Origin of the sequence: Enhydrobacter sp., assembly GCA_025808875.1 — a bacterium.
Lineage (GTDB): Bacteria > Pseudomonadota > Alphaproteobacteria > Reyranellales > Reyranellaceae > Reyranella.
The window spans coordinates 996,732-1,012,374 of sequence record CP075528.1 but is presented as its reverse complement, the minus strand read 5'-3'; the positions used below and the strand labels follow the sequence as shown (position 1 = coordinate 1,012,374).

The following is a 15,643-nucleotide window of genomic DNA, read 5'->3' as shown; positions in this document are numbered from 1 at the left end:
CATGGCCAAGCTGCCGCTTTCGCACATCAAGGTGCTCGATCTCACGGCACACCGCGCCGGTCCGACGGCGGTGCGCCAGCTCGCCGACTGGGGGGCGCAGGTCATCAAGATCGAGCCGCCGCCGGCGCCCGCGGATTCCGGCGCCAAGGCGGACTCGATGGGCGGCGCGCGCCATGGCTTCGACTTCCAGAACCTGCACCGCAACAAGCAGGCGATGACGCTCAACCTCAAGAGCAAGGAAGGCCACGCGATCTTCATGAAGCTCGCGAAGAAGGCCGACGTCATCGTGGAGAACTACCGCTCGGACGTGAAGTACCGCCTCAAGGTCGACTACAAGTCGGTCAGGAAGGTGAACCCCCGGATCGTCTACGGCTCGATCGCGGGCTTCGGCCAGAGCGGGCCCGACGCGGCGCGCCCCGGCGTCGACCAGATCGCCCAGGGCATGGGTGGACTGATGTCGATCACCGGCGAGCCCGGCCGCGGGCCGATGCGGGTCGGCATCCCGATCGCCGACCTCACCTCGGGCCTGCTGCTCGCCCAGGCGATCATCCTGGCGCTCTATCATCGGGAGCGCACCGGCAAGGGCCAGTGGGTGCATACCTCGCTGATCGAGGCGCAGATCTTCATGCTCGACTTCCAGGCCTCGCGCTGGCTGATGAAGGGCGAGGTCGCGGGGCAGGCCGGCAACGACCATCCGACCTCGATCCCGACCGGCGTGTTCCCGACCGGCGACGGCTACATCAACATCGCCGCCGCCGGCGACAAGATGTGGAAGCGCGCGGCGCTGGCGCTGGGCGCGCAGGCGCTGATCGACCATCCCGAGCATGCGACGCCCGCGCTGCGCTCGCAGAACCGCAAGGCGCTGAACGAGCGCATCGGCGAGGTCACGAAGACGAACTCGTCGGCGCACTGGATCGCGGCGCTCAACAAGGCGGGCGTGCCGTGCGGCCCGATCAACACCATCGACAAGACCTTCGCCGAGCCGCAGGTCCGCCATCTCGGCATCGCCCGCCCGATCGAGCATCCCAGGCTCGGCGCCATCAAGGTGGTTGGCCAGCCGATCAACCTGTCGGCCGCGCCGCAGCCCAGGAAGCTCAAGCCGACGCCCGAACTCGGCCAGCACACCGACAAGGTGCTGAAGGGGCTCGGCCTGTCGGCGAAGAAGATCAGGGCGTTGCGCCAGTCGGGCGTCGTATGAGGCGCGGCGTCGCCTGACTATTCGAGCTGGACGTTGGCGGCGCGGGCGATGCGGTTCCAGCGCTCGACTTCCAGCCCGATGAAGCGCGCGAAATCGACCCGGCTTTCCAGCTCGACGCGCGCGCCCTGGGCCGCCCACATCTGCCTGATATCGTCGCGTGCGAGGGCCGTCTGCAGCGCACCGTGCAGACGGTCGAGCACCGGTGCCGGCGTGCGCTTCGGCGCGAAGAGGCCGTACCACGAGCTGACGCGGAAGTCGGCCAAACCCGATTCGTGAAAGGTCGGCGTATCGGGCAGCTGCGGATCGCGCCGTCGAGCGGCGATCGCCAGCGCCCGCAACCTGCCCGCCCTCACCTGGCTCACGACTCCGCTGATCGGCGCGAACAGCGCGTCGACGGTGCCGGCCAGGAGATCCTGCATGGCCGGCGCGCTGCCGCGATACGGCACATGGCTGAGCTTGATGCCGGCGCGCGCCTGCAGGAGCTCGACGGCGAGATGCGGCACCGTCCCCAGGCCGGCCGAGGCGATGTCGATCGCGCCCGGCCTGGCGCGCGCCCGCTCGAGGAACGTGGCCAGCGTCGCCCCGTCGAAACGCGCCGGATTGGCGACCAGCACCTGGGCGACGCGGCCGAAGGCGCTGACCGGTTCGAAGTCGCGGGCAAAGTCGAAGCCGGCCTTGGGGTAGATCGCGGGCGCATAGGTATGGCCGGTGTATCCGACGAGCAGCGTGTAGCCGTCCGGCGCCGCCCGCGCGACCGCCGCCGCGGCAAGCGTGCCGCCCGCCCCGCTGCGGCTGTCCATGATCATCGGCCGGCCGAGTTGGCTGGCGAGCTGCGCGCCGAGCGGTCGGGCGAATGCGTCGGTCGGTCCGCCCGGGGGAAACGGCAGGACCCAGACGACGGGGCGTTCGGGCCATTCTGCAGCCGACAGGCGCGTGGCGGCGACGGTCGTCAGGAAGCCGCCGAGGATCGCGCGACGCGGGGGATGGAGCATGTTGCCCACCCTATCTGATGCGTGGCGAGGGCGCTAATCTCGCGCCCTTTCGCGAGAGGAGACGACCGGGATGACGACGACAAGACGAGTGGCTCTGGTCACCGGCGCCGGCAAGAACATCGGCCGCGCCTGCGCGCTCGGCCTCGCCGAGGACGGCTTCGACGTCGCCATCAACGGCTCGAGCGACCGGGCCGCCTGCGAGGCCGTCGCCCGCGAGGCGGAGAAGTTCGGCGTGCAGGCGATCGTCGTCATGGGCGATGTCGGCGAGCCGGAGGAGTGTCGGCGCATCGCCGACGAGGCGATCGCCCGCTTCGGCGCCGTGGATGCGCTCCTGAACAACGCCGCGTTGCGACCGAACAAGCCGTTCCTCGACACGAGCGAGGCCGAATGGCGGCGCGTGCTCGCGGTCGATCTCGACGCCGCGGTGTGGCTGAGCCGTGCCTGCCTGCCCGGCATGGTGAAGAAGGGTTGGGGTCGCATCGTCAACTTCGCCGGCATGAACGCCATCCACGGCCATGCCGGCCGCGTGCCTGTCTCGGTCGCCAAGCACGGCGCCTGGGGCCTGACCAAGGCGCTCGCCATGGAGTTCGGCCCGCGCGGCGTCACCACCAACATCATCTCGCCCGGCCCGATCGCGCCCGACGCGCAGGAGCACAACGCCTCGGTGCAATCGCGCGCCGAGGCGCTGGCGCGGGTGCCGCTCGGCCGCATGGGCACGCCGGTCGAGGTCGCCGCCGCGGCGCGGCTGCTGGTCTCCGACTCGGGCGGCTACATCAACGGCCAGATGATCCAGGTGAACGGCGGTGGCGCGACCTGACGGCTATTCCAGCTTCACGTTGGCGGCACGGGCCATCTCGGTCCAGCGCCGGCTCTCACGCTGCACGAAGTCGACGAAGGCGGCGCGCGGCTCGGGCTCGACCCTCGCCGCCTGTTCGCGCCACAGGCGCTGGATCTCGGGATCGACCAGCGCGGCTTGCACGCCCTCGTGCAAGCGGTCGAGAATCGCCGCCGGCGTCTGGCGCGGCGCGAACACCCCGAACCAGATGGTGACGCGGAAATCTGGCAGGCCCGCTTCCGCCGTCGTCGGCACGTCGGGCAGCATGGGCTCGCGGCGGCGGTTGGCTATGGCGAGGCCGCGCAGGCGTCCGGCCTCGATATGGCCCGCCACCGTGCTGGCGAGGACGAAGGCGGCGCCGATCTGGCCCGACAGCAGGTCCTGCAGCATCGGCGCGCCGCCGCGATAGGGCACGTGGTTCAGCCGGACGCCGGCGCGCTTCTCGAGCAGGGTGATGGCGAGATGGGTGATGCTGCCGAGCCCGGTCGAGCCCATGTCGATGCCGCCCGGCGCCTTCCTCGCCGCCTCGAGGAACGCCTCGAGCGTCGGCACGTCCAGTCGTTTCGCATTGATCGCCAGCACGTAGGGCGCGCGGGCCAGCGCGCTGATCGGCGCGAAGTCGCGCACGAAGTCGTAGTCGGCGCTCGGATAGACGACCGGTGCGTACACCAGCCCGGTGTCGGCGAGCAGCAAGGTGTAGCCGTCGGCCGGCGATCGGGCGGCGACGACCGTGCCGATCGTGCCGCCGGCGCCGCTCCGGTTGTCGATCGGCATCGGCCGGCCGAAGCGCTCGGCGAGACGGGCCGCGATCGGGCGGGCGAACGTGTCGGAACCGCCGCCGGCCGGATACGGCACGATCCACTTGACCGGCCTGCTCGGCCAGTCGTCGGCGTGCGCCGCGCGTGACAATGCGACTGCAAACGTGGAGGCCAGCGCCGTCCGTCGCCCGAAGATGATCGTCACCTTGCCCTCCATCTTGCCCTCGTCGCCACGCGGCACGCGCTGCCGCGCTTCGGATCGCGAATTCCCGCATGCGCCGCAACCGCGGTCATGTACAGATCGCGCCGCGTTGGCGGTGAGTATTGTGGTGGAGGAAATCTCATGAAGAAAGGTGTTGTTGCCGCCTCGCCGGAGGCTCGTCCTCGCGGGCGTGATCGCGCTGTTGAAGGCCGACCCCGGCAAGTGCTCGTTCGCATCGTCGGGCGCCAAGGTCGATTAGAAATCGGCGGCGACGCCGTTGCGTCGTCCCAAACGCAAGAAGCGCCGGACGACCGGCGCTTCTTCTCGTTCCGGCCGCCGTCGGCCTACATGCCGAGCGTGCTGACGAACTTGGTGTTGAGGTAGGCCTCGAGCGCCTCGAGGCCGCCCTCCGAGCCGTAGCCCGAATCCTTGATGCCGCCGAACGGCACCTCCGGCAGGGCGAGCCCGTGGTGGTTGATCGACACCATGCCGCTCTCCAGCGCGGCGCCGACCTGCGCCATGGTCTTGGTGTTCTTCGTGTAGGCGTAGGCCGCGAGGCCCCACGGCAGGCGGTTCGCCTCCTTCATCACGCCGTCGAAATCCTTGAACGGCGTGATCGGCGCCAGCGGACCGAACGGCTCGTCGTTCATGATCTTGGCGTCGAGCGGCACGTCGGTCATCACGGTGGGCTCGTAGAAATAGCCCTTGTTGCCCTTGCGCTGGCCGCCGGTCTTGATCTTGGCGCCCTTGGAGATGGCATCGCTCACGAAAGTGTCCATCGCGTGCAGGCGGCGCTCGGCGACCAGCGGGCCCATCCTGGTGTCGGCCTCGAGTCCGTTGCCCACCTTCAAGTTCTTGGCGAAGGCGGTGAAGCGCTCCACGAACTCCGGGTAGACCTTCTCGTGCACCAGGAAGCGCGTCGGCGCGACGCAGACCTGGCCCGCGTTCCTGAACTTGTTGGCGCCCAGGATGTTGACCGCCTGTTCGAGGTCGGCGTCCTCGAACACGATGGCCGGCGCGTGCCCGCCGAGTTCCATGGTGACCCGCTTCATGTGCGCGCCGGCCAGCGCGGCGAGCTGCTTGCCGACCGGCGTCGAACCGGTGAAGGTCACCTTCTTGATGATCGGATGGGGGATCAGGTATTCGCTGATCTCCGACGGCACGCCGTAGACGAGCTGGATCACGCCCGCCGGGACGCCGGCGTCGACGAAGGCCTTGATGAGCTGGGCGCAGGAGCCGGGCGTGTCTTCCGGTCCCTTGACGATGATCGAGCAGCCGGTGGCGATCGCGGCCGATGCCTTGCGCACCACCTGGTTGATCGGGAAATTCCAGGGCGTGAAGGCGGCGACCGGGCCGACCGGCTCCTTCATGACGAGCTGATGCACGTTCTCGGCGCGCGCCGGCACGATGCGTCCGTAGGTGCGGCGGCCCTCCTCGGCCATCCAGTCGATGATGTCGGCGGCGAGGTTGGTCTCGACCTTGGCCTCGGCGAGCGGCTTGCCCTGCTCCATCGTCATCATGGCGGCGATGTCGTCGAGGCGCTGGCGCATCAGGTCGGCCGCCTTGCGCATGATCTTGTAGCGCTCGTAGGCCGAGACCTTCTTCCACTGTCTGAACGCCTTGTCGGCGGCGGCGAGCGCGCGATCGAGGTCGACCTTCTCGGCGTGGGCGAGCTGGCCGATCACTTCCTCGGTCGCCGGATTGACGATCGGGATCGTGCGGCCGTTGGCGCCCTTCGTCCAGGCACCGTCAATCATCAGGGAGACATCGCTGTAAGTGACCATCGTTTCCTCCGTTCGTCAGCTTCCACGATACGTCGAATAGCTCCACGGCGTACAGAGCAGCGGGACGTGGTAGTGCTCCTCCGGCTCGGCCACGGAAAAGCGCAGCGGCACGATGTCGAGGAACGACGGATCGCCGCGCTCGATGCCCCTGCTGCGGAAATGGTCACCGACGGCGAAACGCAATTCGTAGCGGCCGATTGGTACGGGCCGGCCGGCGATCAATGGCCGGTCGGTGCGGCCGTCGGCGTTGGTGACGGCGCTGGCGATGCGGTGCCAGCGTTCGCCCACGCCCTCGTAGAGCTCGATCGCCATGCCGGCAGCCGGCCGGCCGGCGTGGATGTCGAGCACGTGCGTGCTCAGCCGGCCGTCGACCTTGGGAACGTTCTCGCCCGTCACCTTGGCCACCACGCGCAGCCTCGTGATGCGAAAGACTTCCTGCAGGGCGGCGGCGAACTCGGTCGCGGCGTCGTTGCCCAGCCGCCGCTCGAACTGGGTCAGGATCGAATCGCGCGTGTGCCGGCGCACGCACACGATGAAGGGAAAGCCGAACTTCGCCCGGTAGGCGTCGTTCAGCCGATGGAAACGGGCGAACTCCTCCTCGCTCAGCGTGTCGAGGCCGACGCCCGCCTGCTCGCGGCGGGAATCGTCGGTCACGTCGCCCCGCCGCGCCGCCTTGCCGGCGAGGTCGGGATGTTCCCTCAGGAACGCAAGCTGCGCATCGCGCGGGGCGGCGTGGACGATGCTCATCATCGCCGCATGCAGCTCGCTCACCCCGGCAAAGGGACGCCGGCCGGCCACCGCCCGCGCCACCCAGGGCGCGCGCTCGAAGGTGTCGGCGACCGCGGCTTCGAAGTCCGCGGCCGCCAGCCGGTTTAGGTCAGCTATGCTTACCGTCATGTCTACGAACTAGCATGTCGCCGCAGCCCTCCCTATAGTTCGGTCAGAAAACACTGGGAGGGGTCGCATGACCAACCACAATCGGTACACCCGCCGTCGTTTCGGTCGCGCCGCGCTCGCCGGCGCCACGTTGCTCGGCGCACCGCTGCCGTTGCGTTACGCCCACGGCCAGACGCCGGCCAACCTCAAGGTCGCGCTGCTTCTGCCGACGTCGGGCATCCAGGCCCAGATCGGCCAGGCCTGCCGGCGTGGCGGCGACGTCGCCAACGACGTGTTCGCCGACATGAAGATGCCGGTGAAGCTCGAGATCATGAACTACGACACCGAATCCAAGCCCGATGTGGCGCGCATCCAGGCCGAGAAGGCGATCGACGCCGGCGCGCAGATGCTGGTCGGCGCCTTCGATTCGGGCCAGACGATCGCGATCGCGCAGGTCGCCGAGCAACGTGGCGTGCCGCTCGTCGTCAACATCGCGGCCGCCCCGCAGATCACCGAGCAGGGCTACAAGTTCGTCGTCCGCAACTTCCCGACCGCGCCGATGCTGATCACCGGTGCCCTGGCTTTGCACAAGGAGATATTCAAGGTCGGCGGCGCCACGCCCAAGACGGCGGTGCTGATGAGCATCAACGACACCTTCGGCACGGCGATGATGAACGGCATCAAGGGCCTCTTCCCGAGGATGGAGATGCCCTATCAGATCGTCGACACCATCTCCTACGATCCGGCGGCCAAGGATCTCGCCGTCGAGGTCGGCAAGGCCAAGGCGACCAAGGCCGACATGCTGATGCCGGTGACCCGGCTGAACGACGCCAAGCTCCTGGTCCAGGAACTGGTCAAGCAGCGCTGGGAGCCGATGGTGGTGATGAATCCCGGCGCGCCGGGCCTCTACGAGCAGGACTTCCTCAAGACCATGGGCAAGTACGGCGAGTTCCACATCTCGAACGTGCCGTGGCTCGATCCCAAGGCGGCGATGACGGCTTCGCTGGAGAAGCACCACACCGCCAAGTTCCCGGCCAACCAGCTCGACATCAACGCCGGCTTCACCTTCGAAGGGTTGCTGGTGGCGGCCCACGCCTGGCTGGCGGCCAAATCGACCAAGCCGGACGAGCTCATGGCCGCGTTGAAGGGCATCAAGATCGACCAGCACGTCATCATCGGCGGGCCGATCCAGTTCGATGCCAAGGGCCAGAACGTCAACATCAAGGCATCGGCCGTGCAGAACCTGAAGCGCAAGCCCACCGTCGTGCTGCCCAAGGAATCGGCGGCCGCCGAGCTGGTCTTCCCGATGCCGGGTTGGAACGACAAGCGGCGGACCTGACGATCCGGGCGCTTTGACCCCCGACCTTCTTCTCTCGCTCGCCCAGGCCGTCGCCAAGGGGCTGTTGACCGGCATGGTCTACGGCCTCATGGCGCTCGGCCTGTCGGTGATCTTCGGCGTCATGCGCGTGGTCAACTTTGCGCACGGCGAGATGATGGTGGTCGGCATGTTCCTGGCCTGGCTCGGTTTCGACCAGGCCGAGATCAACCCCATGCTCAGCCTGCCGGCGATCGCCCTGCTCTTCTTCGCCGCCGGCTATGCGCTGCAGCTCGGCGTGATCTCCCCCTTCATCAATCGGCCGGAGCATCAGCAGTTCCTCTTGCTGCTCGCCATCGCCATCCTGCTGGTCAATCTGTGCCTCGCCATCGCCGGGCCGGATGCCAGAGGCGTGCAGCTCGAGGCGCAGTTCGATTCCTACGAGCTCGGACCGCTGGTGTTCGACGCCGTGCGCCTGCATGCCGCCCTCGCCGCCGCGGGCATCACCCTGCTGCTGTGGCTCTTCTTCACGCGGACCCGCACCGGCAAGGCGATCCGCGCCTCGGCCGACAATCACATGGGCGCACTCGTGGTCGGCCTCGACGTGAAGCGCCTCTACGCCTTCACCTTCGGCATCGGCGCCGCCTGCGTCGGTGCCGCGGGAGCGCTCATGATCACGATCATTCCGGTGACGCCCTTCCTCGCCGCCGAATACACACTGCTCGCCTTCGTCATCGTCATCGTCGGCGGGCTCGGCAGCATGACCGGCGCCCTGCTTGGCGGCCTGCTGATCGGCGTCAGCGAGGCGGTGGCGGGCCTGCTGGTCGAGCCGTCGCTCAAGAGCATGTTCAGCTTCGGCCTGCTGATCGTCGTGTTGCTCCTTCGCCCGCAAGGTCTGCTCGGACGGCGGGAGATGCGATGACGCTGGTGCGCCGCCTGGTCGGCGACAGCCCGCCGCGGGCCCTGTGGGCGCTCGCGATCCTGCTTGGCCTGCTGCTGATCGCACCGGCGCTGGTCGGCAAATACGGCCTATCGGTCCTGATCCTGATCCTCTACTTCGCCTATATCGGTCAGGCTTGGAACATCCTGATGGGCTTCGCCGGCCAGCTCTCCCTCGGCCACGCGCTCTATGCCGGGCTGGGCGGCTATGTTGCGGCCGGCCTCTTCTTTCACTACGGCATCGGGCCGTGGATCGGCGTCCTGGCCGCCATCGCGGCGGCCGTCGCGGCCGGTGCGATCGTCGGCTATCTCGGCTTCCGCTTTTCACTGGCCGGCGTCTACTTCGCCCTGCTCACCATCGCCTTTGCCGAGTTCACGCGCATCGCCTTCGATCACTGGCAGTGGGCCGGCGGTTCGGCTGGCCTGTTCCTCAGAGTCGAGCGCGACGTCGTCGACCTCGCCAATCTGCGCGGCGGGCCGGTGCTCTTCTACTATGTGATCCTGGCGCTGGCCGTGGGCGCCTTCATCCTGTGCCGGGCTTTGCTGGAAAGCCGGCTCGGTCGCTATTGGCTGGCCATTCGCGAGGACGCCGAGGCGGCGCAGGCCGTCGGCGTGCCGGTCCTGCGCTGCAAGATGCTGGCGATGATGATCTCGGCGGGGCTGACGGCCGTGGCCGGCGTGTGGAACGCTTTCTACTACAACAACCTCTTTCCGGAGACCGCCTTCGCCATCGGCCGGTCGATCGAGATGACGCTGGCGCCGATCATCGGCGGCCTGGGGACGCTGTTCGGCCCGATCGTCGGCGCGGTGGTGCTCACCGGCCTCGGCGAGATCTTCACCGATGCCAGCGAGTATTTCCACATCCCCGGCATGAAGCAGATCTTCTATGGCCTCGCCCTGCTGGTGATCGTCATGTACCGGCCGGCCGGGATTTGGCCGTGGCTGGCCGGGAAGCTCGGCATGACGGAGCGCCGGCGATGAACGGTGCCCGGCTCGAACTCGCCGGCGTGGCCAAGAGTTTTCGCGGCCTGCGCGCGGTGCACGATGTCAGCTTCACCGTGCCGGACGGCGCCGTTCACGCCCTGATCGGCCCGAACGGCGCGGGCAAGACGACGATCTTCAACATGATCGCGGGCGTGTTCGCGCCGAACGCCGGGACGGTCATGCTCGACGGCCGGCGCATCTCGGGGCTGCGGCCCGACCGGGTCTGCGCCGCGGGTGTCGGCCGCACTTTCCAGATCGTCAAGCCGTTCAGGGGGCTGAGCGTGCTGGAGAACGTCACCGTGGGTGCATTGCACCACCTTCGGCGACTCGACGATGCGCGCACCAAGGCCGATGCCATCCTGGACAGGCTCGGCCTGCACGACCGTCGGCATCACCTCGCCGAAAGCCTCACCCTGCCCGACCGCAAGCGGCTCGAAGTGGCACGCGCCCTCGCCACCGAACCCAAGCTCCTGTTGCTGGACGAGGTGATGGCCGGACTTCGACCGACCGAGGTCGACGTCATGGTCGCCTTCCTGCGTGACCTCAATCGGCAGACCGGCATCACCATCCTGCTCATCGAGCACGTGATGCGCGCGGTCATGGCGCTCGCCGCCGAGATCGTGGTGGTGAGCTACGGCGAAAAGATCGCCGAAGGCACACCGCAGCAAATCTCGCGCAATCAGGCGGTGCTCGACGTGTATCTCGGCGACGAGGAGGCGCTGTGAACACGCCCCTTCTCCAGGTCGCCGACCTCGACCTCTACTATGGCGACGCCCAGGCGCTGGCCGGCGTCTCGCTCGACATCGCGTCCGGCGAGATCGTCGCCATTGTCGGGGCCAACGGCGCAGGCAAGAGCTCGCTGATCCGCGCCATCCATGGCATCGAGAAACCCAGGGTCGGGCGGGTCACGTTCGACGGCAGCGACATCACCGGCTGGCCGAGCCATCGTGTCTGCGAGGCGGGCATAGGCCATGTCGCCGAAGGCCGGCAGGTCTTCCCCAATCTCAGCGTCCTGGAGAACCTCGAGATGGGCGCCGTGCTCAAACGCTCGCGTGCCGCCGAGAAGGCCACGCTGGAGCGTGTGTTCGGGCTCTTTCCGCGGCTCGCCGAGCGGCGACGCCAGGCGGCGGGCACCCTCTCCGGGGGCGAGCAGCAGATGCTGGCCATCGGACGCTGCCTCATGGGGCAGCCGCGGCTCATCATGTTCGACGAGCCCTCGCTCGGCCTCGCCCCGACGATCGTGCACGAGGTCTTTCGCATCGTGCATCGGCTGAACGAGGAAGGGCTCACGCTGCTGCTGGTCGAGCAGAACGTGATGGCGTCGCTCAGGATCGCCAATCGCGGCTACGTGCTCGAGAACGGCCGCATCGAACTGTCCGGGCCGGGCGCGGAGTTGCTGGCCAACGATCGCGTGCGGCAGGCCTATCTCGGCCTGTGATCGGTTGACGACTCCGCCCTTCGTCTTCACTGTTCGCGTCTTCGGTACAGACCGCTGCCGCGTGCGGCGCGGGTCGGTCCGGGATGGACCCGAGGCAGCCCGACGCCGGTCTGCCTCAACCTCTCCGGTCGTTCGGGACTTCGGGAGGAACATTGTGAATCGTCGTGACATCCTGAAATCCGGCCTCGCCGCCGGCATGGTCGGCCTGGCCCCGCGCCTGGCCACCGCGCAATCCACCTTCGCGCCCACGCCTCGAGGCTGGCGCAGCTTCATCCTCACCGTACAGGTGGAGCCCGCCAATGGCGCGACCAAGGCATGGATACCCCTGCCGACCTTTGCCGCCGACGACTGGCAGCGCCCCGGCAAGGTGACGTGGACCAGCAACGCGCGCCTCGCCGAGCGGGTGCGCGACCCCAAGTACGGTGCCGAGATGCTGCGCGTCGAATGGGCCGCCGATCAGCAGTCGCCGCGGGTCGAGGTGACGACCGAAGTGCAGACGCAAGACCGTGCCGTGCGCCTGGGAGCACAACGTTCCGTACCCGCACTCGGCGAGGCGGAACGCAAGCTCAACCTGATGGCAACCGATCTGCTGCCGACCGACGGCATCGTGCGCGACACCGCGCGCGACATCGTCAAGGGCAAGCAGGGCGACCTCGCACAGGCGCGGGCGCTCTACGACTGGGTCGTCGAGCATACCTTTCGCAATCCGAAGGTACTGGGCTGCGGCATCGGCGACGTCGCGACAATGATCCGGACCGGCAATCTCAACGGCAAATGCGCCGACCTCAACGCGCTCTTCGTCGCCCTGGCGCGTTCGGTCGGCCTGCCGGCACGAGACGTCTACGGCATTCGCGTGGCGCCGTCGAAGTTCGGCTACAAGGCACTCGGCACCTCGGGCGCCGAGAACGTCACCAAGGCCCAGCACTGCCGCGCCGAGGTGTGGTTGGCGGGCAGCGGCTGGACGCCGGTCGATCCGGCGGACGTGCGCAAGGTCGTGCTCGAGGAGCCGCCGACCAATCTCGGCATGACCGATCCCAAGGTGGTCGCGGCGCGCAACGGACTGTTCGGCTCGTGGGAAGGCAACTGGCTCGCCTTCAACGTCGCACACGACCTGAAGCTGCCTGGCTCCAAGGAAGACCCCATTCCCTTCCTGATGTATCCCCAGGCCGAGAACCGCCGCGGCTTTCTCGATTCGCTCGATCCGGACAAGTTCAAGTACCGGATCGTGACGCGCGAAGTGGCCGCCTGAATCGCGCGGGCGGGGCATTCCGCCCCGCCCCGATCCGCTCTATACCCGCCGCATGACGGTGGCCGACATGTCGGGGGCGAAAGGGGCGATCGATTCGACGGCGCGCCGCATTCTCAACCGCTACTACCTCGCGATGGCGGTGCCGTTCGTCGTCGACCTGATCACCTCGACGGTCTACGCGACCGTTCATTCGCACCTGCCCGTTCTGCCGCCGATGATGGCGATGTCGGCCTTGTTCCTCGTCGCCGGGATCGGCGTTGGCGCCCATGTGCTGCTCCGCCCGGTGCACCGGTTCCTCGATGGCCGCGCTTCCTTCGCCGAGATCCAGGACCGGCTGGCCAGTCTGCCCCGCCATTCGGCGATCCTCGTCGCCGCATTCTTCGCTCCGATGCTCGCCCTGCGCCTGCTGTCGCCGCGCCTCGGCATCACCTTCGGCGCGACGATCGAGATTCCGGCCTGGATCGACGCCATCGCCACTTTCGTCGTGCTCACCAGCTTCAACGTCGTCCTGGTCTTCTTCGTCGTCAGTGCCTTTCTCGAAGGTCTGTGCGTACATCTCTTTCGCACCCGCGGCGTCAATCTCGACCGCTTCTCGGGATCGTTCAGCCGGAAGGTCGGCGTCGGCGTGCTGTTCCTCGCCTTCGCCGCGCTCATCCTGCTCGCCGCCGACGTCGCGAGTTACGACGGCGAGCGCCTCCTCAAGGAAGCGTCGGTCGACGTCGTCGCCTCGATCGTCGGGGCGGTCACCATCTACCTGTGGATCGCGCGCGCCCTGACGGCCGCCGTCGTGCGCCTCGATCACGGCATGAAGCGGGTCGCCGACGGGGACCTCGAGGTCAGGTTGCCGGTGACGTCGGACGACGAAGTCGGTCATGCGACCAGCGGCTTCAACCAGATGGTCACAGGGCTGGCCGAGCGGCAATATCTGCGCGACACGTTCGGCAAGTACGTGCACGAAAGCGTCGCGGCCGACATCCTGGGCAACCAGGAGCGGCGCGGGCGTGCCGCCGACCGGCTGGCCGAAGCGACGCTCATGTTCACCGACATCGAAGGATTCACCGGCCTTTCCGAAAGCCTCCCGCCGGAAGAGGTGGCGCGGGTCCTCAACATCTACTACGCGGCCATCGTTCCGGTGATCCATCGCCACAGGGGCGTGGTCAACAGTTGCATCGGCGACGGCCTGTTCGCGAGCTTCAACCTGCCGTTGCCGCTCGCCGACCATGCCGCCGCCGCGGTGCGCGCGGCAATCGAGATGCAGCAGGAGCTGGCCGGCGCCACATTCGCCTCGGGCCTTCGTATCCGTACCCGGATCGGCATCAACACCGGGCCAGTGATCGGTGTCACCATCGGCACGTCGGACTGGCTGAGCTACACGCTGCTGGGCGACGCGGTGAACGTCGCCTCGCGCGTCGAGCAGCTCAACAAGACCTTCGGCACGTCGATCCTCGTTACCGAGGGTGCGATGCGGGCGGCCGGCCAGGAATTCCGCTGGCGGCGTCACGGTGCAGCCGACGTGCGCGGCCATCAGGGCGACGTCGTGGTCTACTCCCCCGTGTCGCCATGACCGCACCCGCCGCCGACATCGCCGCCATCCGCCGGCGCTATCTCCTGACGGCGACGTCGTGCGCGTGGCTCGACCTCGTGTTCACATCGATCTTCATCGTGATGACGGCGGCATGGTGGTTCGCGCCGCGCTCGCTGGGCGGCGGGCTCCTGTTGCTGCTCGGCGTCAACTGGTTCGTTTCGTCGCTGCGCTTTCGGCCGATCGAGCGCTACCTCAAGGGCGAGACGAACTTCGAGGACGCGCAGCGACGCCTGACGCAGCTTCCGCTGCTGACGTCGCAGCATGTCTTCCTGCTCGTGCTGATTCTCACCCTGTTCCGGCTGGGGTCCAGCTACTTGCTCGAATTGCCTGACAGCCATGTGCCGCGCCCGGCGCTTGCCGACTTCATCGCCCTCACCGTCATCCTGCCGATCTTCTACTTCACCTATACCTACTTCGCGGTGAGCGACTATCTCGCCGACCTCTGCTCCTTCATCCTCGAACGCTACGGACGCAATCTGGGCCTGTTCTTCGGCCGCTACCGTTTCAAGCTGCTGGTCGGTCTGGGCGTAATCTCCATCGCGCCGCTGATCGCCATCATCGTCGATCTCTTTTCCTACGAGGGTGAGCGGCTACAGTTCGAGATCAGCAACAACGCCGCCGTCGCCCTGATGGGCGTGGCCATCACGGTGTTCTTCATCACCCGCTCGCTGCTGCGGCCGATCCGCAACCTGTCGGCCGCGATGGGCAAGGTGGCCGAAGGCGACCTGAGCCAACGCGTGCCCGTCACCTCCAACGACGAGGTCGGCCAGTTGACCGGCCAGTTCAACGACATGGTCGAGGGCCTGCGCGAGCGCGAGCGGATCCGCGAGACCTTCGGCCGATACGTCGACGAGAACGTGGCCGCCACCATCCTGCGTCGGCAGGGACAGGGTGTACTAGCCGGCGAGACCGGCGAGGCTACCATCCTGTTTACCGACATCGCGGGCTTCACGACCATCGCCGAGTATCTCGCCCCGCATGAACTGGTTGCAGGCCTCAACGAGTATCTCGAGACCGTCCTCGAGCCGATCCGCGCCCACGGCGGCGTGGTCAACACCTTCATCGGCGATGGCCTGTTCGCCTCGTTCAACATGCCTCTCGCCTGTGCCGATCACGCGACCTGCGCGGTGCGCGCCGCCATCGACATCCAGCGCGCCGTCGGCGGACGCACCTTCGGCGACCAAGGCGTCGCCTTCGCGACGCGTATCGGCATCAGCACCGGCGCCGTCATCGGCGGGTCGGTCGGCGCCGGTCAGCGGCTGAGCTTCACCCTGCTGGGCGACACCGTAAATCTCGCGGCGCGGCTGGAAGAGTTGAACAAGCAGCACGACACACGCATCCTGGTCTCCGAAAGCACGCGGGCGGCCTGCGGCGATGTTTTCGCGTTCATGCCGCTCGGCACGGTGCTGGTACGCGGACGCACCGACCAGGTCGCCATCTTCAGCATCGATCCCCTTCGCCAAGTCCCAGCCGCCAAGGAATGAGTTC

The 15,643-nt window shown here is 67.8% G+C and carries 14 protein-coding genes and 1 pseudogene; 10 read left to right on the top strand and 5 right to left on the bottom strand.

What is annotated here, in order from left to right; genetic code table 11:
* Position 1 precedes the first annotated feature (1 nt).
* Positions 2 to 1,198, top strand: coding sequence for a CoA transferase (locus KIT25_05075; protein ID UYN96317.1), 1,197 nt, complete (start codon positions 2 to 4; stop codon positions 1,196 to 1,198).
* 17 nt (positions 1,199 to 1,215) lie between these two features.
* Here the strand turns inward: KIT25_05075 and KIT25_05070 are convergent, their stop codons facing one another.
* Entirely contained in the window at positions 1,216 to 2,190 is a 975-nt protein-coding gene (locus tag KIT25_05070) for a twin-arginine translocation pathway signal protein (protein ID UYN96316.1), read from the bottom strand.
* A gap of 70 nt (positions 2,191 to 2,260) precedes the next feature.
* Between KIT25_05070 and KIT25_05065 the strand changes: the two genes are divergently transcribed.
* Complete coding sequence (locus KIT25_05065) at positions 2,261 to 3,007, top strand: SDR family oxidoreductase (GenBank protein UYN96315.1); 747 nt, start codon at positions 2,261 to 2,263, stop codon at positions 3,005 to 3,007.
* Positions 3,008 to 3,010: 3 nt separating this feature from the next.
* On the opposite strand, the gene KIT25_05060 is transcribed toward KIT25_05065, so the two are convergent.
* The 4 genes and pseudogenes from KIT25_05060 to uraD form a co-directional block, all read right to left on the bottom strand.
* On the bottom strand, positions 3,011 to 4,024 hold the full coding sequence (locus KIT25_05060) for a tripartite tricarboxylate transporter substrate binding protein (protein UYN96314.1): 1,014 nt from the start codon (positions 4,022 to 4,024) through the stop codon (positions 3,011 to 3,013).
* A 305-nt stretch (positions 4,025 to 4,329) separates the two neighbouring features.
* A complete protein-coding gene (locus KIT25_05055; protein UYN96313.1) occupies positions 4,330 to 5,769 on the bottom strand; it encodes an NAD-dependent succinate-semialdehyde dehydrogenase in 1,440 nt (479 codons plus the stop codon).
* A 15-nt stretch (positions 5,770 to 5,784) separates the two neighbouring features.
* Positions 5,785 to 6,165 (bottom strand): hydroxyisourate hydrolase, encoded by a 381-nt coding sequence (uraH, locus tag KIT25_05050; GenBank protein ID UYN97826.1) that lies wholly within the window; start codon positions 6,163 to 6,165, stop codon positions 5,785 to 5,787.
* Positions 6,166 to 6,174: 9 nt separating this feature from the next.
* Positions 6,175 to 6,666, bottom strand: a pseudogene (uraD, locus tag KIT25_05045) (2-oxo-4-hydroxy-4-carboxy-5-ureidoimidazoline decarboxylase).
* Between the two features lie 67 nt (positions 6,667 to 6,733).
* Between uraD and KIT25_05040 the strand changes: the two are divergent.
* The 8 genes from KIT25_05040 (at position 6,734) to KIT25_05005 (ending at position 15,639) form a co-directional block, all read left to right on the top strand.
* Positions 6,734 to 7,984: an ABC transporter substrate-binding protein gene (locus KIT25_05040; GenBank protein ID UYN96312.1), complete on the top strand. Its 1,251-nt coding sequence runs from the start codon at positions 6,734 to 6,736 to the stop codon at positions 7,982 to 7,984.
* Positions 7,985 to 8,057: 73 nt separating this feature from the next.
* Positions 8,058 to 8,882, top strand: coding sequence for a branched-chain amino acid ABC transporter permease (locus KIT25_05035; protein ID UYN97825.1), 825 nt, complete (start codon positions 8,058 to 8,060; stop codon positions 8,880 to 8,882).
* Entirely contained in the window at positions 8,879 to 9,880 is a 1,002-nt protein-coding gene (locus KIT25_05030) for a branched-chain amino acid ABC transporter permease (protein ID UYN96311.1), read from the top strand. Before KIT25_05035 ends, KIT25_05030 begins: the two co-directional genes overlap by 4 nt.
* Positions 9,877 to 10,608, top strand: a complete 732-nt coding sequence (locus KIT25_05025; protein ID UYN96310.1) for an ABC transporter ATP-binding protein — start codon at positions 9,877 to 9,879, stop codon at positions 10,606 to 10,608. The genes KIT25_05030 and KIT25_05025 overlap by 4 nt, the downstream gene beginning before the upstream one ends.
* Positions 10,605 to 11,321, top strand: coding sequence for an ABC transporter ATP-binding protein (locus tag KIT25_05020; GenBank protein ID UYN96309.1), 717 nt, complete (start codon positions 10,605 to 10,607; stop codon positions 11,319 to 11,321). The genes KIT25_05025 and KIT25_05020 overlap by 4 nt, the downstream gene beginning before the upstream one ends.
* Before the next feature lie 154 nt (positions 11,322 to 11,475).
* Positions 11,476 to 12,570 (top strand): transglutaminase domain-containing protein, encoded by a 1,095-nt coding sequence (locus KIT25_05015; GenBank protein UYN96308.1) that lies wholly within the window; start codon positions 11,476 to 11,478, stop codon positions 12,568 to 12,570.
* 52 nt (positions 12,571 to 12,622) lie between these two features.
* Positions 12,623 to 14,134: an adenylate/guanylate cyclase domain-containing protein gene (locus tag KIT25_05010; protein UYN96307.1), complete on the top strand. Its 1,512-nt coding sequence runs from the start codon at positions 12,623 to 12,625 to the stop codon at positions 14,132 to 14,134.
* The gene (locus tag KIT25_05005; GenBank protein ID UYN96306.1) at positions 14,131 to 15,639 is read left to right on the top strand and encodes an adenylate/guanylate cyclase domain-containing protein; all 1,509 of its coding nucleotides are present in this window, start codon (positions 14,131 to 14,133) and stop codon (positions 15,637 to 15,639) included. The genes KIT25_05010 and KIT25_05005 overlap by 4 nt, the downstream gene beginning before the upstream one ends.
* Positions 15,640 to 15,643: the final 4 nt, after the last annotated feature.